The 19,355-nt window shown below is 50.3% G+C and carries 16 protein-coding genes; 3 read left to right on the top strand and 13 right to left on the bottom strand.

Annotated features, from left to right (window positions below; translation table 11 throughout):
• Nucleotides 1–85 precede the first annotated feature (85 nt).
• The gene (locus ACDJ58_RS01590) at nt 86–454 is read left to right on the top strand and encodes a hypothetical protein (protein WP_413374950.1); all 369 of its coding nucleotides are present in this window, start codon (nt 86–88) and stop codon (nt 452–454) included.
• Nucleotides 455–656: 202 nt separating this feature from the next.
• Nucleotides 657–1,697, top strand: coding sequence for a zinc-binding alcohol dehydrogenase family protein (locus ACDJ58_RS01585; protein WP_413374948.1), 1,041 nt, complete (start codon nt 657–659; stop codon nt 1,695–1,697).
• A 114-nt stretch (nt 1,698–1,811) separates the two neighbouring features.
• Here the strand turns inward: ACDJ58_RS01585 and ACDJ58_RS01580 are convergent, their stop codons facing one another.
• Nucleotides 1,812–2,882, bottom strand: coding sequence for a Gfo/Idh/MocA family protein (locus tag ACDJ58_RS01580; RefSeq protein WP_413374946.1), 1,071 nt, complete (start codon nt 2,880–2,882; stop codon nt 1,812–1,814).
• Between the two features lie 38 nt (nt 2,883–2,920).
• Complete coding sequence (locus ACDJ58_RS01575) at nt 2,921–3,397, bottom strand: GNAT family N-acetyltransferase (RefSeq protein ID WP_413374944.1); 477 nt, start codon at nt 3,395–3,397, stop codon at nt 2,921–2,923.
• Nucleotides 3,398–3,680: 283 nt separating this feature from the next.
• Between ACDJ58_RS01575 and ACDJ58_RS01570 the strand changes: the two genes are divergently transcribed.
• Nucleotides 3,681–4,754 carry a copper amine oxidase N-terminal domain-containing protein gene (locus tag ACDJ58_RS01570; RefSeq protein WP_413374942.1) on the top strand — a complete coding sequence of 358 codons (1,074 nt, stop codon included), beginning with the start codon at nt 3,681–3,683 and terminating at the stop codon, nt 4,752–4,754.
• 163 nt (nt 4,755–4,917) lie between these two features.
• Here the strand turns inward: ACDJ58_RS01570 and ACDJ58_RS01565 are convergent, their stop codons facing one another.
• From ACDJ58_RS01565 to ACDJ58_RS01515, 11 genes are all read right to left on the bottom strand, one after another.
• On the bottom strand, nt 4,918–5,334 hold the full coding sequence (locus ACDJ58_RS01565) for a RidA family protein (protein ID WP_413374940.1): 417 nt from the start codon (nt 5,332–5,334) through the stop codon (nt 4,918–4,920).
• A gap of 216 nt (nt 5,335–5,550) precedes the next feature.
• Nucleotides 5,551–6,522: a D-alanyl-D-alanine carboxypeptidase family protein gene (locus tag ACDJ58_RS01560; RefSeq protein ID WP_413374938.1), complete on the bottom strand. Its 972-nt coding sequence runs from the start codon at nt 6,520–6,522 to the stop codon at nt 5,551–5,553.
• A gap of 319 nt (nt 6,523–6,841) precedes the next feature.
• Nucleotides 6,842–7,663 carry a hypothetical protein gene (locus ACDJ58_RS01555; RefSeq protein ID WP_413374936.1) on the bottom strand — a complete coding sequence of 274 codons (822 nt, stop codon included), beginning with the start codon at nt 7,661–7,663 and terminating at the stop codon, nt 6,842–6,844.
• A gap of 52 nt (nt 7,664–7,715) precedes the next feature.
• Nucleotides 7,716–10,919 (bottom strand): DEAD/DEAH box helicase, encoded by a 3,204-nt coding sequence (locus ACDJ58_RS01550; protein WP_413374934.1) that lies wholly within the window; start codon nt 10,917–10,919, stop codon nt 7,716–7,718.
• 285 nt (nt 10,920–11,204) lie between these two features.
• On the bottom strand, nt 11,205–11,657 hold the full coding sequence (locus ACDJ58_RS01545; RefSeq protein ID WP_163758955.1) for a chemotaxis protein CheW: 453 nt from the start codon (nt 11,655–11,657) through the stop codon (nt 11,205–11,207).
• Nucleotides 11,658–11,913: 256 nt separating this feature from the next.
• A complete protein-coding gene (locus tag ACDJ58_RS01540; RefSeq protein ID WP_063567983.1) occupies nt 11,914–12,876 on the bottom strand; it encodes an ABC transporter ATP-binding protein in 963 nt (320 codons plus the stop codon).
• Nucleotides 12,873–13,850 carry an ABC transporter ATP-binding protein gene (locus ACDJ58_RS01535; protein WP_072734891.1) on the bottom strand — a complete coding sequence of 326 codons (978 nt, stop codon included), beginning with the start codon at nt 13,848–13,850 and terminating at the stop codon, nt 12,873–12,875. The genes ACDJ58_RS01540 and ACDJ58_RS01535 overlap by 4 nt, the downstream gene beginning before the upstream one ends.
• Nucleotides 13,851–13,910: 60 nt before the next feature.
• Complete coding sequence (locus tag ACDJ58_RS01530; protein WP_413374931.1) at nt 13,911–15,248, bottom strand: M20 family metallopeptidase; 1,338 nt, start codon at nt 15,246–15,248, stop codon at nt 13,911–13,913.
• Between the two features lie 95 nt (nt 15,249–15,343).
• The gene (locus ACDJ58_RS01525; RefSeq protein WP_413374929.1) at nt 15,344–16,927 is read right to left on the bottom strand and encodes an ABC transporter substrate-binding protein; all 1,584 of its coding nucleotides are present in this window, start codon (nt 16,925–16,927) and stop codon (nt 15,344–15,346) included.
• A gap of 263 nt (nt 16,928–17,190) precedes the next feature.
• On the bottom strand, nt 17,191–18,066 hold the full coding sequence (locus tag ACDJ58_RS01520) for an ABC transporter permease (protein ID WP_413379417.1): 876 nt from the start codon (nt 18,064–18,066) through the stop codon (nt 17,191–17,193).
• Nucleotides 18,067–18,117: 51 nt separating this feature from the next.
• Nucleotides 18,118–19,128, bottom strand: coding sequence for an ABC transporter permease (locus ACDJ58_RS01515; RefSeq protein WP_170867904.1), 1,011 nt, complete (start codon nt 19,126–19,128; stop codon nt 18,118–18,120).
• Nucleotides 19,129–19,355 lie beyond the last annotated feature (227 nt).

The raw sequence follows: 19,355 nt of genomic DNA, 5'->3' as shown, positions 1-19,355 counted from the left end.
ACAATTGCCATTCGTTTCAGGACGCTTCCTGCTGTTTATTAACAGTAGAAGCGTCTTTTTTCCATTTTAGAATGGAGGTTGGATTATGCAGGACGGCAAAAAGCATTACTATGTATCGGTAACCCATAATCATATTGAACAGACCAAGAACGAATCAACACCGTTTGAAATCATGGTGGACGATGAACAGCTAAACCGGCTGAAAGACCTGATGAAAGTGCTGGAGGATGAAGATGCCTATACATTGCAGCGAGCTCCGGTACCCTACAAATCGGCGGATCATGACGAGGCCACAGAACAATTCTCAGATGGCATGACGTTGCTGTACACGTTTCTTTACGACCATGGCACTTCGGATACCCGGCAGGCGATTGAGAGCATGAATGTACTTTCACGGCTGCAAGATACGGATTATGATGATCCGGGGTATGAGAACTCACCACTGAATAAATGAACTCTTATCACAAAGACTTCCTCTCCGATGAATTCAGGTCAATGACCTGCTTCAGGAGTAACGGGAGTCTTTATTTTTTAAAATTCGGCCCCAATAGTATCATTATTGATACTATAAACCAAAAATGATACTACTGTTCATTTCGGATATTATACTATATATTTATATATAACTTATTTCTGCGAGGAGGATAACTATAGCGATGGGAAATCCAATCATGATGAAAGCGTTCGGATATTACGAGCCTGGGCTAGAGACCGACATACCACCATTTCAGGAGGTAGAAGTTGAGAAACCAAAACCTACAGGAAAGGATTTACTCGTTGAGGTGAAGGCGGTATCTGTCAATCCGACGGATTGGAGATCGCATCTTTCCAAACATCCGGACAATTTATCCCTGACTGTGCCTGGTCGTGATGTAGCTGGCGTGGTAGTGGACATCGGCTCCGATTGCAATTTGTTCAACGTTGGTGACGAAGTGTATTATGCGGGGAGCAATACTCGTCCAGGCGGACACAGTGAGTTTCATTTAGTAGATGAACGAATTGTCGGCAGAAAGCCGAAAAATCTGGATTTCGCCCAGGCGGCAGCTTTACCTCTGACAAGCCTTACGGCAGGAGAAGCTTTTTTTGAGCGCTTGGGTATTTCCAGGAATGCATCGGATAACGAAGGTAACAGTATGCTTATTATCGGGGCAGCGGGAGGCGTCGGATCGATCGCTACTCAATTAGCCAAGTTGGCTGGCCTTAGAGTCATAGCAACTGCCTCTCGTCCCGAATCGGTCTCTTGGGCAAAATCAAACGGAGCAGACCACGTGATCAACCATCATCAACCATTTGGACCACAACTTAAAGATCTCGGACTCACTGGTGTACAATATATTTTCGTGCTAAATCATATAGATGAGCATATGGATGAGATGGCAGAAGTTATTTTGCCGCAAGGGAAAATTTGTTCCATTCTGCCATTCGAAAAACCAGCCGAACTTCAAAAGTTATTCTCAAAAAGCGTAACGCTCGTTTGGGAAATGATGTTCACCCGCCCAATGTTCCAGACAGATGATATGATTGAACAACATCTTCTACTTAATGAAATCGCAGATCTGGTGGATGCGGGCAAGATTCATACAACGATGGCAGAGCGGATTGAACCAATTAATGCGGCTAACCTGCTGGAAGCCTACCGAAAGAGCAAATCGGGCACTACAATTGGTAAAATCGTGTTGGAAGGGTTTGAAAAGTAACATACATCCGTTTTGTCTGATCACGATCAATGAATCAACCAAAGGGTGTTGTCTCTCCATTGATAAGATGGAGAAACAACACCCTTTAATACCACGTTATATTCAATCTCTATATCAGTCCAGACGAATCTCCTGACCTTTTTCGGCTGACTCGTAGATTCCGCACAGCATCCTTGTCGAAGCCACACCATCCGCAATGGGACTGATGGGTTCGGTACCATTCAGACAACAATCCACAAAGTGATCAATCTGATTCTGGAAGGCACCGTGAATATCGAGACCTTTATAGTCTGTCTGGGGTTCAATGTTCAGGATCGTATTGTGTTTCTCGGTGACGATTAGCGTCTCCGGCTCCAGCTCAATTCCACCACGCTCACCGTACAATCGGACTGAAGACTCTTCCCCACGTGCATGCAGGGTAAAGCTCACATCTACCGCCAAAGAAGCCCCGTTCTCGAAGCGAATCAGCGCATTCGCCATATCCTCCACATTGTTGACAGCAGAACTGTAATCTGCGGCTTTGTAAAAAGAAAGATGCTCAATATGGGCACGATTGCCCAGTTTTCGATACGTATTGCCACTCACCGAAACAGGTTTCGGTTTGCCCATCAGATACCAGCATTGGTCGATAATATGTACGCCAAGATCAATGAGCGGGCCACCGCCGGAACGGTTTTTGTCCGCAAACCATCCTCCGGGATTTCCCAAGCGACGCAGGATAGAAGCTTTGGCATAGTACAATTCACCAAACTCACCCGCATCAATGAAACTGCGCATCATCTGCATATTGTTATCATAACGACGCACAAATCCCACGACAAAGGTACATCCGCTTTTCTTCACAGCCTCTTCAATCCGCAGTGCATCCTCCACATTGGTTGCTACCGGTTTTTCCAGCAGCACATGTTTACCTGCCTCCAGGGCAGCGATCGCAAATTCAGCATGCGTATTATTCCACGTACAGATACTAACGGCATCCACATGAGGATCCTTCAGCATCTCGCGATAATCGGTGTACACGGATTGTGCATCATACTTCTCTGCAGCCGCGGCTGCACGCTGTTCGTTCAAGTCACAGATGGCGTAAATGACTGCATCCTCGTTCTTGGCATAACACCTCATATGAAGATCCGAGATGGAGCCTGTGCCGATCATGCCGATATGCAGCATTTTGCTTGTGCTCATCTTCTTCCTCCCTTCCTTTTCCAGAACTTGAATATCGTCTAGTCTACCCGGAGCATGCCTTTGTAAATCCCTGGTGTTGAATTTTCGATCTTCACGGCCCCCAGGGTCTGAGCATAGAAATCCACGGGTCCTGCCGATCCTATAATTGCGTAAGCGTAACCATTTGTCTTCATGGCGTGCATACAGGCCAGCAGCAGCGCTGTACCGACACCTTTGCCCCGTGCCTCCTGACCAACACCTGTTGGACCAAAGAAATTACGACACGTTGCTTCATAACAAGCGAAACCGATCATTTTCCCATGCTCAAGCGCAATATAACAAGTCACGGGTTGACGTGCAAAAGCTACATCACATTCATCCACCCAGGGCTGGCTAAAATGGGATCTCACCCAATCCAGCACAACCTGCTTCTCTGGTGCGATGGCTCTTCGGATGACAATGGAGGACTCCTCCAACTTTTTCAGTCCACTCTCTTGCTCTGGCAAATGGTAAAGCGCAACCAACATATCACTCATATGATTGCCCCCCTCCTCATATTTGGACGCTCCACAACCCCATGTAATCCAATGTTAATTCAAAGTCTGAATCACACGTTTTCCACTCATTGATCCTTAACCGCATCCCGCTTCTTATAACCGGCAATATCGTCTGTTTTTCAAATAATAGACTAACATGCTGCTCACATTAATTACCTCAAAGTGCAACACTGGACGAAGTTGTCCCGTCTATAAGTATGGAACGTGGCCTTAATAGGAGTTTACCGCGTCATAACCAAGATGAGAAGGGATGAAATCAACAATGAACAACAACATGAAAAAAGTTAGCGCCCTGATGGTCCTGTCCTTGGCCCTGGGCGGGGGAGCCGCATACGCAGCAAACCTGGACAGCACTCAGCCCATCAATTCAACTTCCGTATCAGCCGACAGCAAAGGAACTGAAGCCGTAAAAGTATCTGTGAACGGTGCACCGATGGCTGACGGTTATTGGAACAAAGATGGTCAAGTACCTATGATCGCGCTGCGTGATCTCACAGAAGCACTTGGCATTGAACTGAAATGGAACAAGGAAAACAAATCTGCTGAGCTGACAAAAGGCACCCTCTGGACAATCGTCACCACAGGCAAAGACCAGTATTCAGTTAATAAAATGCTGCTTAAGCTGGGAACAGCGCCTGAAATCACAAATGGCACACTGTTTGTACCCGCTTCTTTTGCAGATAAAGTACTGCACGCACAAGTGAATACAACAGGTAACCAAGTAACCATCTCCAGTGAAGAGGAAGTGAAAACCGTTACTGAGCGTGGGGTCATTACGGGAATTAACAGTGAAGGCAAGTATCAATCCATCCATATCGGCGGTGCAGGTACAGATGGTATCGTACTTAATGTTGGTGAGGATACCACTTTCAAATCCGCGGATGGCAAGGATATCAAGCTTACTGATCTGACCCTTGGCATGAACGTGGAAGCTGAGCACTCAGAGATTGCAACCCTCAGTTTACCGCCGCAAACACCTACTTACAAAGTCACTGTACTGGATACTGCTACTTCGGAATCCGAAGCACAACCAAAAGAAGTTCTGGGTACAGCAGGCACGATTGAAAATGTAAAAACAACAGAAGATAATGGTACTCAGATCGAGATCTCCGGCTCCCGTCTGACAGAGACAGCACCTGATCATGTTATTCTTAACATTAGCAAAGATACAGAACTGGTGAATCATCAAGGGGAAACCATCAAACCAGAGGAACTGACCAAAGGTGCCAAAGTGATTGGTTTCTATAGCCCGGTCCTGACTCGCAGCCTGCCGCCAATCGGAACGGCTTGGAAAGTAGTAATCGAAACACCAGCCGATCAACCTGAAGCGAAATAAGCTGCCAGAAAAGAAGGCTAGCCTAATTTATGCGTAGAGCACAGTAGAGCTAGATCACACTATATCAATGCAGAAATAACCTTATCCCACACTTCCTCCTTCATGGAGGTTGGGGTAAGGTTATTTCTCTATACTACATTTTGTATATATGTATGTAATAGCTCTATTCCGTTATTTCGGCATCAACTTCAGCTTCTACTTCAACAATCGCTTCTGCCTCAATCTCCACCATCAGTAAAGGATCAATGAGTGCACTAACCTCCACCATCGTGGCGACAGGCTGGATCTGACCAAAAAATTCACCATGAGCCTTGCCCACTTCTTCCCACCGGGAAATGTCGGTTACAAACATGCGGGTTCTCACGACATGAGACATGTCTGCTCCCAATTCTTTCAGTGCATTTTCAATGGTCTGCAAAATAAATCTCGTCTGTGCATATGGATCACCTGCTCCAACCACAACACCGTCCTGCATGGCCGTAGTACCCGCAACCTCAATCCGGTTGCCAACACGAATGGCACGGCAATATCCCACAAGCGGCTCCCATGGAGAACCGGTAAACACCTGCTGTCTGTTCATTCTGCTTTCCCTCGCTTTAAATGTGATTTGAAATCCCGATTAAACATGAATTATATCAGTCTGCCGACCTGCTGAACAAGCAAATAAAATAGGATATAAGCTGAATTTAGCTCAAACCAAAAAGCCCCTGAGTGATCTCCCGTGCCTTGGGGAGAATCATTCAGGGGTCTATGAAATTGAGATCCTAGTCCTCAATCAAAAGATGAAGCACCAGGCTTACAGCTTGATATTAGCCTCATCAAAGTATTCTTCAAGTGTCAGTCCACTTTTCACAACATCAGGAGCCAGATCAGTGCCGACATAGCGAATATGCCATGGCTCGTACACATAGCCGGTTATCCCTTCCTCACCTTTTGGATAACGGATGATGAACCCATATTCTGCTGCATGCTCAGCCAACCACTGGCCTTCTTTCGATGTGCCAAACACCTCTTCTATGGCATTGCCTACACTTGGACTGGAAACGTCAATCGCTAGTCCGGTCTGATGTTCGCTGTGGCCTGGCACAGAGCTTACACGATCCGTGTATTCTTTACCTTTGGTTTTGACATTGTTGTTATAGATCGAAACCTGACGCTCATAAGAACGATATCCAGATACCGCACGAAGTTCAATGTCGTCCGCTTTGGCCCCTGCAAACAGCTTCTCCAACGCCTCGGCAGCTTCCTTGCGCATATGGCGCTTTTCATGCGGCCCGTCGAAGGAGAACGGCACGTTAGGCTCAACCAGATCATCCGGCTCGTATCCTTCTGGCAAGCTGCGCTGTTTGTTAACGATCACTGTCATCGCTTCTGAATTGGTCACTACCGCTTGTGCATCAATAGTCGTTTGCAGCGCGCTAATGCTGCGTTTCTCCATCAGGGGATCCTCTGCTGTGGCTCCATTGCCTGCGTCAGAAGAACCCTCTCCCCCAGTTGAAGCATCGCCGGAACCACTATCCGTACCTTCATTGTTATTGTCCGAAGATGAGCTGTCATCCCCACCTGTGTCATTGCCATCCTTGCCAGTATCCTCAGTCAAATGAACCGTGGTACCGTCCGACTCTTGCTGTGCGCTTCCTGCTGCGTTCAGATTCTGGTTCTCCTCCGAGCCCGAGCCGTCCTGGCAAGCGGATAACAAAGCTCCGCATATCATAAGTGAGGACAGCATAACCGCAACTTGGCGCTGTCGTCCTGTACGTAATTTCATGTAAAAACTCCTATCGCATATTGTAATAATGATTGCAGTATTCGTGCATGTGGGCTTGTATTCCCCTGCGACAGTATACCTTAAATTGCAGCGAAGCTCCACCGGTAAAGACCTCCCTGAGAGGAGGTCACCCTAAAAATATGCCGGGTGTACAGCTTGTACGGTCGTTTTTTGGACTTTTAGAGCCCTATCCCAAGGTTCAACGCCATAGAAGCGAATTAGAAATGTGTATATCCATTTTGGATAAAAAGGATTTCGCCGATGCACATCACAAACAAGCGGGGGATGATCTGAGATCTCCCCCGCTCCGAATGGTGCATCATTTGGTTGCTGGGCTGTCCTTCTTCTTCTTTTGGACAGCCTCCCACATCCGCGCAGCTACGCGCTCGCGGATCAATGCTAGCCCTGCGGTGGCAGGCACGCCTGGCAGCAACGCCGCCAGTTCCGGCGTTGCCGGGGGCTTCCCCGGCTGCGCCAGCCGCACCTTCACGGCGCCGAAGCCAGGCCCCGGCTGGTGCATGGCGCCGTCCGCGGCTGCCTCGGCGATCCACTCGCCGACGGCTGCGCCGCCTTCGCCGCCCCGCGCCTGCGGGCGGCCGGCCGTTTCGGCTGCGCGGCCGGGGCCGCTGGGATCATGGGCGAGTTCTTCCCCCCATGATCCCAGCACGCCGGCGAGCAGCGCTTCGCGCGGCAGGCCGGCGTGCGCCAGCTGCAGCAGCGGCTCGGCCGCGAAGCGCGCGGCAACGGCGCGCTCAGCGGCCGCGGCATGCGCGCAACCCGAGCGGCCGCAGGTGCACGCCGCTGTGCCGCCCGCGTTCAGCGAGCCGCCAGCAACGGCCGTGCCCGGCACAGCCTCGCTCGGAGCATGCCGCGGCAGCAGCCCGTCGAGCTCCCCCGGGGCAGGGCCGCCGCGCAGCAGCGCGTACAGCGCCAGCGGACGCTTACGCAGTTGTGCCAGCACAGCCTCGCGTTCAGCTTCACTGAGCTGATGCAGCGTGCCTGTTACTGTGAACAAGCCTTCGTCTGATTCGGTCTTGCCTGCGGCGGCTAATGCCTCTTTGCTTGCATCAACCGCCGCACTTACTTCTGCTGTCCATCCACCGGGGGACATATGCAGCTCTACATTCCATTTTTCGCTCACAACAATCCCCCTTCCTGTCACTATATTTTGCATGTAATATTTATCTCGCAACTTACAGCCATGCCTCGCCCTGAAGCGAGATCAGACCGCGCAACTCATCATCTGACATCTCGGTCAACCAGTTCTCACCGGAACCGACCACCTGCTCAGAAAGAGCCTTTTTACTCTCAATCAGCTCATCAATCCGTTCCTCCAGGGTACCCTGACAGATCAACTTATGCACCTGTACGTTTCGATTCTGCCCAATTCGGAATACCCGGTCTGTCGCCTGATTCTCCACCGCAGGATTCCACCAGCGATCGTAGTGAACGACATGACTGGCACGCGTCAGATTCAGGCCTACACCCCCGGCACGAAGAGACAGGACAAACAAGGATGGGCCCTCCCCTTTTTGGAAGGTTTCCACCATATCATCCCTTTGCGACTTCGAAACGCCGCCATGCAGGAAATACGGTTCTTCCTCATACCGCTGTGTAAGCCGGGATACGAGCAGTTCCCCCATCGCCACATACTGAGTGAAAATCAGCGCAGATTCCCCGTTGTCACGGATCGCATCCACCAATTCCAGAAGACGTTCCATTTTGCCGGATGCCTCAGCCTTGCCATGTTCCTTCCGGCTGCTGTCCGCCAGCACCGGATGATCACAGATTTGCTTTAGCTTGGTCAGGGATGACAACACAATTCCCTTACGGGCGATACCGTTTCGTCCATCCAATCCGCCCATCAGATCATCCACCACCCGCTGATACAGAACGGTCTGCTCTGGTGTCAGGGAACAATAGGATTTCAGTTCCAGCTTCTCCGGTAGATCTTTGCGGATATCCGGATCACTTTTCAGCCTGCGCAGCATAAAGGGCGATACAAGCCGATGAAGTTCACGCAAAGAAGCTGCATTTTCTTCGGATGGGCCCAGTCCAGTATAGCGCTGGCGGAATGAAGAAGCCGTACCCAGATACCCCGGATTGAGGAATTGAAAAATGGACCACAGTTCGCTTAGTCGATTCTCCACTGGCGTACCCGTCATCGCAATGCGATGCGGCGTAGACAGACGCATGACGCTTTGCGCTTGCTTTGTACGGTAATTTTTAATATATTGCGCCTCATCCAGCACAACGGTAGACCAGTGCAACGAAGCCAGATCCGGGCCATCCCGACCAGCCAGATGATAGGTCGTCAGCACAATATCATGGGACTGCGCTTCTGCCTGGAAGGCATTGCCGTGCAACCGTTGTCCGCCATGGTGAATATATAACGACAGATTCGGGGCAAACCGCTTCAGCTCACGCTGCCAGTTCCCAAGCAACGAGGTAGGGCACACAATAAGTGAAGGCAGATGCGCATCATGCACGTGCGGCTGTTCAACGTTCGCGGACTCTTTTTCCATCCCCATAAACGCTTCGTGCTCACGTGCTTCCTCAGCCGCGGCTTGCTGTTCCTCATGTTTCAAGTCCAGCAGGCAGGTAATAACCTGAATCGTTTTCCCCAGTCCCATATCATCGGCAAGACATACTCCGAACCCAAGCTCACGCATGGCGGATAACCATTGGTACCCGCGCTCTTGATAGGGTCTCAACTCGCCATGCAGCTCTGCCGGAACCTGCCGAGGCTCAATACTGCGGAGCACCTGTCCGTCGAGCAAAAAGGACAGCAGCCCCTCGGATTCCGCACCAAAGACGGAAAGCCCCTTCCATGCGGTATCTTCGCCTTCTTCCGCTGCCAGATGCAGCCATTCGGAGAGTGGCATATATTGTTCTTCTTCTTTTTTCATATAACGCAGAACCTGACGAATCTCTTTTGTATCCACTTCAATCCATTCGCCGCGGAACATCACATAAGGCACCGTTGCTTCCGCAAGGGCAGCCAGTTCCTCCGCCGTAACAGGTTTGCCGTCCAGCATCGGTTCTGCCTTGAAGGCAACCAGCTGCTCCATGCCCAGTGCTGACGGGGCCCCGAGCGGTCTTTCTATTCCACGATTGAGCATTTGCAGACGTAGTCCAGCGCGGCGTTTCCCTGCACGGCTCCAGCGGGAAGGCATTAACACGGTTACTCCCGCCTTCTGTAGACGAGGCACAGCATAGGTCAAAAATTCAAAAAAGGCTTGCTGTTCCAGCTTCATTCCTTCCGGTCGTGCATGAAGAAGCGCCGTTTCCAGCTCCGGTGCCAGTTCTGATGCATGCCCCAGCGCCATCAGGAGCTGTTCTGCAGCTGAAATATAACGTACTTTGCCACGGTCCAGATCTCGTTCGGGATGCGCCCAGATCGTGCGTGCAGGCAATCTCAGGCCAGATTCCTGCACACTGTCTGCCCAGAAGGTAATTCCCCACAATGATTCATGATCACCAAGGGGCGGTTCCAGCCGCAGTACCAGCTTCAGCTCACCTTCCGTGGGAGCCGTATCTTCACTGCCTACCACGGGTCTCGCTGTACCGCCAGCTTCTTGCAGCGTTCCAATGAGTTCTGCCATTTCCTCCGTAGGTCCCTGCACCGTCACCGGGCGGAACATCGAGATCAGACTATTCCACCACAGCTCTGCTACCGGTGAGGACCCACGCCGGAATGGCGTGCGGTAACGAGACAGTTCACTATCCATGCTTTCCATCTCACCCGTGACAACCGCATGAACCATTCCGCTCATAAATGAAAATAATACGGCCGCTCCCGCTTCCTCCCGTGATTCCGGTTCAGAAGATGCGTATGCTCCGGGAGCAGACAATCCGATCGGCGGCATAGATTCCGCCAACTCCCGGAATCGTTCTACATCCGCTTCCTGCAACAGACGTGGACGCCATACACCTGTCAACGTTTCCTGTCCGGTGCGACGACGCGCCCCCGTCTTGGCCGCAAACTCAGCGGACGGAGCAAATTCTCCGCGCAGCAGCAGTTCCTGTGTAAACTGTGCTGCTTTTACCCAGTAGCGAATCTCTTCTCCGGCCTGAATTCCTGCCGCATTCAATATACTGTCGTCCCAATGGAGCAGCAGCTTGAATGTATCTTTGGGCGAGATTGCGAGCCCTTCCAACGTCCGTCCGAGCAATTGACGTCGCTTCGTACCCTTCGCTTCCGCGGCATTACGCATCGGATTGGGCCAACGAAGCTCCGCAAGACGCAGAGCGGCAGGCTGAAACAGACGACCCCCGTCGCCAAAATTCAGCTTCCGTACCACGTGGCTCCACGCATCCACACGTGGTTCCGATGTTTCACCGGAAAAACAAAAAAATACGTCACCAAGCCATACTCCATACAGCGATTGCATCATTACAGTCTCCCGTCATCCCTTCGCATTGTTACTCTCCATCATATACGAAAATGCTCGGATTTAAAAACTTTTACGCATAAAAAGTGCTACATTACTTCCAAAAACCATCTTCAAACCACTTCATACTATATTATGTATGCCTGTTAAAAGGTGAAACACACCGCGTCATTGCATTCAAGGATAAGGTGATCACACTAAAAAATGCCCCTCATCCCCACAAAGGGGTAAGGAGCATTATTATAATCAAGCGGTTATGTGCTCTGTATATAACATTTCAGAGTGCGTTTACTGCGATTTGGTTAAATTACCGAGCAATACATCCAAATTAAGAATGCCGGCCTCATGATCGTCATTGTGTGCAATTTCCTTGAATATTCCCGTTGTGTAACGACGATATTCTTCCGTAGGCTCTTCAAACCGATCATACATCACCACGGAATCCACGGAATCAACGACGAGCGGTACATAATCGTCGTGGTAAGGCACGACAATGATACGAGTGGAAGGTGTAGTCTCCTCGTCAGGCATGCCAAGCAGGACGCGTACACTCACAACAGAGACCACTTTGCCGTACAAGGGCGTGAAACCCTTAATCTCAGGACTGCCAAAAGGAACGGTGGTTACAGGGAGCATTTTGATAATTTCATGAACTTCATCAATACGAAGCGCACAAATCTGATTTCCGACCGAGAAATTAATGTATTGAATTTGAACTTCCTCATCCATAGATGTTTTCATACCCTTCTTGTTTTCAGTTTCAAATAGAAGCTTTTTATAGTCATCTTGATCATGAATAATTACATTTCATGTTGCATTCTCTGTGTTTATATCGGTTGAAGCGAGAAAAATTTTTACCCATTTCTTAATATGTAGATCTATCGTCAGAAATAAAGGCAGCAGAGAAGATAAAAAAGAAAAATGCAAACTGAGCCCCGAGTAAACTGGAGTTTTGTTTGCATTTTCTGAACGTATTTTTCAACTCAAATGATCACTTCTAATACAAATGACACGCCACCTGGCGTCCCGGTGAAATCTCCCGTAGCTCCGGGATAACGGAGCGGCATTCGTCCTTCACATACGGACAACGGGTATGAAACGTGCAGCCGGACGGTGGATTTTCCGGATTGGGCACATCGCCGCCCAGGACGATCCGTTCCTTTTGCACATTCGGATCAGGAACCGGAACAGCGGACATCAATGCTTTGGTATATGGATGCAGTGCTTCGGTAAAGAGTTCGGATGTGGGCGCAAGCTCGACCACTTTGCCCAGATACATGACAGCCACACGATCACTGATGAACTTAACGACGGACAAGTCATGCGAGATGAACATATATGTCAATCCGAATTGTTCCTGCAGATCCTGCATCAGGTTCAGCACCTGTGCCTGAATGGACACATCCAGCGCTGACACGGGCTCGTCACAAACAATGAACTTGGGATTCAAAGCGAGAGCACGGGCAATCCCGATCCTTTGGCGTTGTCCACCCGAGAACTCGTGCGGAAAGCGGTGTGCCTGATAGGGGGATAATCCGACCACTTCCATCAGTTCTTCGATTCGGCTTTTCAACTCGTTTTTTTTTAGATTATGGTGGGTGAGCAGCGGCTCCTCCAGTGTGCGCTGTACCGTCCAGCGCGGATCCAGTGAAGCGTATGGGTCCTGGAACACCATCTGCATATCCGTTCGGAAACGGCGCAGCTCTTCTGGCGGAAGCTTCCGTACATCCTTGCCTTCGAAGAACACCTCGCCATCCGTCGGCTCAATCAGACGCAGGATGGCACGTCCCGTGGTGGATTTTCCGCAGCCAGACTCTCCAACCACGGCGAGCGTTTCCCCGCGCTCCACAGACAGCGTTACACCATCGACTGCCTTGACGGCACCGACCTGTTTGGAGAACAGGCCCTTGCGGATAGGATAATGCTTCTTGAGGTTTCTGACTTCCAATATCGCACTCATATAATCCCCTCCTGTTGCAGCAGACAGCGACAGCTATGACTTGGTGCTGTCTCCAGTAATTCGGGCTGTATCGTCTCGCACCGTGCTTCCTTAACCGGGCAACGAGGAGCAAAGCGACAGCCAGACGGCATATGGGCGGGATTCGGTACCTGACCCGGGATGGACTGGAGACGGTCCTGATCCCCAGCAAGCTGTGGCAGCGAAGCCAAAAGACCGCGAGTATATGGATGCTTGGGATCGGCAAAAAGGGTTTTGACATCCGTCTCTTCCACCACTTGTCCTGCATACATCACCATGACGCGATCACACATCTCAGCTACAACACCGAGATCATGAGTGATCATCATAATTGCCATATTCTCCGTCCGCTGGAGATCACGCATCAAGTCCAGAATCTGTGCCTGGATGGTCACATCCAGGGCTGTTGTTGGTTCATCCGCGATGAGCAGCTGTGGGCTGCATACCATCGCCATGGCGATCATCACCCGCTGGCGCATGCCACCTGAGAGCTGGTGCGGGTATTGTTCTGCAATTTTGTCAGGACGGGGAATACCGACTTTGCGAAGCATATCAACCGACCGTGCCCAAGCCTCTTTTTTGCCCAGCTTCAGATGGTATCGTGCCGCTTCCGAGATTTGTTTGCCGATTTTGAATACCGGATTGAGCGAGGTCATCGGCTCCTGAAAAATCATGGCCATTCGGTTACCCCGAATTCGGCGAATTTCTCGCCCGGACAACTTAAGCATGTCTTTCCCCTGGAAACGGACTTCCCCTGACGCCACGCGGCCGATCTTTTTGGGGAGCAGCTGCATGATCGATAACGATGTAATACTTTTCCCGCATCCCGATTCTCCGACAATACCCAGCGTCTCACCCTGCCGTATGGAAAGACTGATCCCGTCCACGGCACGGATTACGCCTGCATCCGTGATGAACTCTGTCCGCAAATCCGAAACTTCGAGCAGTTCAGTCATGTTGTTCCCCTCCCATGCCATTACGTTCTGAACCTTTAGCTTTGCTCCTTCTAAAAAGAATTAACGCTTGGACGTCGTGGCTTCTACGGAAGCCGCATCTTTCGGATTCTTCAATGACATCTCATCTTCCATACCTTCCACGCCCAAATATTTAAGCGCGCTCAGCGCATACACCTTGGCGCACTGGATAATCTGCCATACGGGTGCTTTTTCGTTAAAATTATGAATCGTGGACAGCTCTGCCGGACCATATTGCAATACCGGAATCTGATGATTACGGAAGTGGCGTGCATCGCTGGATGCCCATTGCAACACACCGTACGCCTCTTGGCCGCTGACTTCGCTGATACTCTCCACCAGTTGGCTAACGATTGGTTCATGCGCTGGTGTCCAGTTTGCGTTGCCCTGGAAGCCAAACGGCTTCAACTCCGATTCTATTCCTGCTTCAAGCAGAAGCGAGCGAGCACGGTCCAATACATCCCGGTAATCCACTCCAAATGGAACGCGAGAGTCTACCTGAACAGTGCAGCGATCCGCTACCACATTCACCTTGGTTCCACCCTGAATCGAACCAATATTCACCGTTACATGGTCGAACACCTGATAGGCCAGACCTGCCTTCTCCCGATCACGCGCATACTCCTGCGAGATGCGGATAATATCCTTTACCTCTTCTGGGATGTCCGGCTTGATGTCCCACAGCCGCTGCAATGCTTCAATGCCTTTAGCTGCCTTCACAATCGCATTATCGCCTACAATGGGTTGAAGACTGCCATGACCCGGTGTTCCTTCCACCGTAAACTCAAACCAGCAGCTCCCCTTTTGTCCAATGGTTGGATGCTGCGGGCTCGACGGCTCTGCAATTACCGCGGCAGTTCCTGTTGCAAGACCACGTTCCAGAACCCATGGTACCCCCAGGTCACCGCCTGTTTCTTCATCCGGAACAATCATCAGCGACAGATCTCCGCGCAAAGGCACACCCAGCTTCGCCAGAATAACCGTCGCAAAGATTAAGCCGGCAAGTCCGGCTTTCATGTCGGATGCCCCGCGTCCAAGCATATATCCGTCCTTGATTTCACCGCAGAACGGATCAAAATCCCAACGGGAAAGATCCCCGGCTGGCACAACGTCCGTATGACCACAGAAAATCAGATGTTTGTCTGACTTGTCCGCCCCTTCTCCGTTCAACGTCGAGATCAGGTTAAACATGGTTTCCGTTGCCGCGTGTACTTTGGTGTCAATTCCAGCCTGATGCAGATATTCGATAATAAAAGCGCTAATCTCACGCGAATCCCCTGGAGGGTTCTCCGTCGGAAAACGAATCAATTGTGAACAGAGCTCCAGTAATTCATCCTGGCCTTCCTCGATTGCATCAAGTACCTTCTTTTTCCAATCCATCCTGTTCAGGCTCCTTTCAATATCGGCTGTATTGTGGTCAGTACGAATCGTCAGAAGACAGGCATGATTGCCTGTCCCCCAAATCGACCGTTCGTTTACTGCTCTTTGCTAAGTGGGTAGAAACGCAGAACCTCATCCGGGTAATACACGTATCCGCTGACCTTGTTATTCATGCCGACAACCCGGTTGTATTCGTATAGATACGCCCATGGCGCTTCTGTCGTAATAATCTCCTGTGCCTTCATGTATAGCTCGTTGCGTTTCGCCTGATCCGGTTCGGCGCCTGCTTCTTCCCACAGTTTGTTAACTTCCGCATTGTTGTAATGAATGTAGTTAGAAGAGCCTTCACCATAGAGCAGGAAACCCAGATGGTATCCGGGATCGTTAACAAAAGAAGTCCATTTGGAAATATAAGAGACTAAATTCCCGTCTTTTTGCTGTTCCAGGAACTGTGCACGAGCAACTTTGTTAATATTCATTTTGACACCGATCTTGGCCAGTTCCGCTTGAATCAGAACCGCATCATACTCCCAATCGTCAAATCCGGAACCGAGTGTAAAGTCAAAGCTGAACCCTTCCGCATAACCTGCTTCTTTCAACAATTCCTTGGCTTTGTCCAGATTGTACTCGTACACATAGCCTGCATCCGTAAAACCTGGTGTGTTGCTCGCTACAGCACTCTTCATCTCTTTGGCCTGACCATACATGACATCGTTGATCAATTGATCATAAGGGATCGCATAGTTGATTGCCTGACGCACTTTTTCATTATCAAACGGTTTCACATTGTTGTTCATGGCGAAGAACAAAATGCGGTTACTCGCATTCGACTTGATGGTCAAATTACTGTTCTCCTGCAAAGCTGCAACATCTTTGGGAGGAATCTCGATCGCCATGTCCACGTCACTCTTGTTCAGCAGCAAAACACGGTTGGAGGCTTCCTTCGTGAATTTCAGCGTGACTTTGCTAAGCTTCGGTGCACCCTGCCAGTAATCTTTGTTGGCCTGGAAGACCGCTTCACTGGCAGGGTCCCATTTTTCAAGCGTGAACGGGCCTGATCCGGCAGCATTTGTTTTCAAATAATCATCACCTTTTTCCTCGACCAGCTTCTGGTCCACAATGGAGAAGGTATACATGGCAATAATCTGGGTGAACATGTGGTTTGCTTTATTCAGTACGATCTCAACGGTGGAGTCGTCCTTGGCGGTCACACTCTTGATGTCGGCCATTCCGTATAGAAAGCTGCCGGAGCTGGACTTCGCCACACGGTCAAAAGAGTACACAACCGCATCCGCATTGACCGGATTTCCACTTTGGAATTTCAGACCGCTTTTGATTTTGAATGTATACGTCGTATTGTCATCAGACACTTCCCAGCTCTCGGCGAGCATCGGCTGAATATCCTCCGTGTTGGCTACATCAGCACCATCCACCGTTTTGACACCATAGGTTACCAACTGGTCATAGGTTGCCAGTACCAATGTGTCCGAGGTCAGATCATTAGCCTCCGCCGGGTCCATCGTGGTTCCCCCCTCAGAATAAGCAACCGTCAGTGTTGGCGCGGGTTTTGTTTCCTCTCCTGAGCCGGATGCCGCAGGCTGCTGGTTGGCATTGCTGGCACAGCCACCAAGAACAACGGTAAGAGCAATCATTGCAGAAAACCATTTGAGCTTTTTCATTTTTAGTTTCCTCCCCTTTTTGAACCAGTCTTATGATGTGATACTGTATAACGTTGCAGCTTTTATTAGACAAAGCAAATGTGTGCACCAGTACCTTGGAAAGCAACTTACCCATTTCCTGATCCAAGCGCAGCAGCATTCGTTCATCCTTCTGCCAATGATGGAACCTTGCCTGTCGTTATCTCAGGCATTCCCCGCAAGTCGGTTCCACCATTCAGCGCTATCTATGAATCGGTTCTTTAGGGACCGGTGATCACCAACCCCTATTTTCCCGAACGCAACCTTGGGTCCAGTACATCACGGAAACCATCTCCGAGCAGGTTAAAGCCAAGAATGGATGTGGCTATAGCCAGTCCAGGGAATGTCACGAGCCACCATTGTCCGGAAATGATATACTCCCGACCTTCAGAGATCATGGCCCCCCATTCGGCTGTAGGCGGTTTGACGCCAAGACCGAGAAAACTCAAACTGGATGCCGTCAGAATGGCAAAGCCCATACCGAGCGTGGCCTGTACCAACAGCGGTGCCAAAGCATTCGGCAAGATGTGGCGAAACAGAATCACTCTGTCCCTCACACCAATGGCTCTGCTGGCCTCCACATATTCCTTTTCGCGCAGGGATACTGTCTGTCCATACATCAATCTGGCAAATTCGGGAATACCCACAATCCCTACAGCAATCATGGCACTCGTCAGTCCGTTGCCGATGGAAGCCGCGATTGCCATGGAGAGTACCAGCGAGGGAAATGCAAGCAAAACATCCATCACCCGCATGATGATATTGCCAGTACGTCCGCCGTAGTAAGCAGCAATTCCGCCCAGCGTAACTCCGATGACAAACGAGATGCTGACGGCAATCAAGCCTGTCCAGATGCTGATTCTAGCTCCATACAGAACACGACTCAGAATGTCACGACCATAGTTATCGGTACCAAACCAGTGACCACCTGATGGGGATTCCAGCTTCACAGCCGTATTTGTCACGTACGGATCATAAGGGGCAATCCAGGGGGCAATAGCTGCGATGACAGTCCACATAACGATAAAGGCTAGACCAATAGCAGCGAGCCGATTGCGGAGCAACAGTCTCAGAAAGGTTTTGGGTTTGGGAACAACCACTGGTGCAGGTTTGGTTCCCATGGAAGTCGGTGCGGCAGTACTCACAACGGTACTCCTCCTTTCGCGGCGACCCTATTCATAACGGATTCGTGGATCAATCAATCCATAGACCAGATCTACCGCCAGATTTATAAAGCTGAACAGAATGGCACTTACCAGTGTGAAGGCCTGAATTGGTGCATAATCGGCAGCCAGAATCGAATCTGTCACATAACCGCCGACGCCGGGCCAGGAAAAGATAGTTTCCGTGATTACCGCACCACCGAGTAATCCGCCAAACTGAAGGCCAAGAACGGTTAACGTGGGAATCAGAGCATTGATCAGGGAGTGTTTGCCGACGACCGCGGTTTCGCTCAAGCCCTTGGCTCGTGCGGTACGCACATAATCCTGTCCGATGACTTCCAGCATGCTGGACCTGGTCATACGCGCCACAATCGCCATTGTCCCTGTGCTCAGGCAGATGGCCGGAAGCAGCAAATGAGCAAGACTGCTTTTGAGTGCAACCATATCTCCGGTCATAAGACTGTCTACCACGTACAATCCGGTGATATGCGTTGGTGGATTGAGGTCTCCGCTGATGCGTCCCATTGGAGCCGGAGCCCAGCCGAGGATGGAATAGAAGATGTAAATAAACAGCAGTCCCAGCCAGAAAATCGGTACACATGCTCCAATCAGTGAGAACACCCTGGAGATGTGGTCGATAAAGGACTCTTTTCGAGTTGCAGCGATAATGCCTACCGGAATCGCAACACAGATGGCTATAATCACACTGGCTAATGTCAGCTCAATGGTTGCCGGAAAGCGGGTAGCGAAGTCACTCAGCACCGTATGACCGGTATGGTAGGCGAATCCCAGATTCCCTTGAAGCAACTGTCCCACGTAACTAAAAAACTGTACAAATAATGGCTTGTCCAATCCCATGTCCATTCGGATTTTGGCAATGACATCATCCGTGGCCTGTTCGCCAGCCATGACAATGGCTGGATCTCCCGGAAGAACACGGGACAGGATGAAGGTAATCACCACAATGCCGATCAGCGCCGGAATCATCTGCAGCAGCCTTCGGAGCGTGTAAGCAAACAATCGATCAACCCCTTTAACTCTGATGTCTCACTTGCTGTTTTACGGTTCTCTGTGGACGGCCCAGTCTTGAAAACTTGTCTGTTTATCCGTCTCTTCTTTGTAATTGTGCTTATTTTACCTAGAATCCGAGCGTCGAACTACGTCCCTTTTAGCTAAAAAAATGCACAACCGTTTGTCGATTGTGCACTAATGTCTCCTATTTATGTCATGTTAAATTACACCCTAAG

The sequence above is a fragment of the Paenibacillus taichungensis genome (assembly GCF_047302525.1).
GTDB lineage: Bacteria > Bacillota > Bacilli > Paenibacillales > Paenibacillaceae > Paenibacillus > Paenibacillus taichungensis_B.
Note: the sequence above shows the minus strand (reverse complement) of the source record. Positions and strands in the feature narration are given on the sequence as shown.

What these genes read in the sequence shown, in the direction of transcription:
- ACDJ58_RS01590 (WP_413374950.1), top strand. Translation starts at nt 86, where the DNA reads ATGCAGGACGGCAAAAAGCATTACTATGTATCGGTAACCCATAATCAT.
- ACDJ58_RS01585 (WP_413374948.1), top strand. Translation starts at nt 657, where the DNA reads ATGGGAAATCCAATCATGATGAAAGCGTTCGGATATTACGAGCCTGGG.
- ACDJ58_RS01580 (WP_413374946.1), bottom strand. Translation starts at nt 2,882, where the DNA reads ATGAGCACAAGCAAAATGCTGCATATCGGCATGATCGGCACAGGCTCC.
- ACDJ58_RS01575 (WP_413374944.1), bottom strand. Translation starts at nt 3,397, where the DNA reads ATGAGTGATATGTTGGTTGCGCTTTACCATTTGCCAGAGCAAGAGAGT.
- ACDJ58_RS01570 (WP_413374942.1), top strand. Translation starts at nt 3,681, where the DNA reads ATGAACAACAACATGAAAAAAGTTAGCGCCCTGATGGTCCTGTCCTTG.
- ACDJ58_RS01565 (WP_413374940.1), bottom strand. Translation starts at nt 5,334, where the DNA reads ATGAACAGACAGCAGGTGTTTACCGGTTCTCCATGGGAGCCGCTTGTG.
- ACDJ58_RS01560 (WP_413374938.1), bottom strand. Translation starts at nt 6,522, where the DNA reads ATGAAATTACGTACAGGACGACAGCGCCAAGTTGCGGTTATGCTGTCC.
- ACDJ58_RS01550 (WP_413374934.1), bottom strand. Translation starts at nt 10,919, where the DNA reads ATGATGCAATCGCTGTATGGAGTATGGCTTGGTGACGTATTTTTTTGT.
- ACDJ58_RS01545 (WP_163758955.1), bottom strand. Translation starts at nt 11,657, where the DNA reads ATGAAAACATCTATGGATGAGGAAGTTCAAATTCAATACATTAATTTC.
- ACDJ58_RS01540 (WP_063567983.1), bottom strand. Translation starts at nt 12,876, where the DNA reads ATGAGTGCGATATTGGAAGTCAGAAACCTCAAGAAGCATTATCCTATC.
- ACDJ58_RS01535 (WP_072734891.1), bottom strand. Translation starts at nt 13,850, where the DNA reads ATGACTGAACTGCTCGAAGTTTCGGATTTGCGGACAGAGTTCATCACG.
- ACDJ58_RS01530 (WP_413374931.1), bottom strand. Translation starts at nt 15,248, where the DNA reads ATGGATTGGAAAAAGAAGGTACTTGATGCAATCGAGGAAGGCCAGGAT.
- ACDJ58_RS01525 (WP_413374929.1), bottom strand. Translation starts at nt 16,927, where the DNA reads ATGAAAAAGCTCAAATGGTTTTCTGCAATGATTGCTCTTACCGTTGTT.
- ACDJ58_RS01520 (WP_413379417.1), bottom strand. Translation starts at nt 18,066, where the DNA reads ATGGGAACCAAACCTGCACCAGTGGTTGTTCCCAAACCCAAAACCTTT.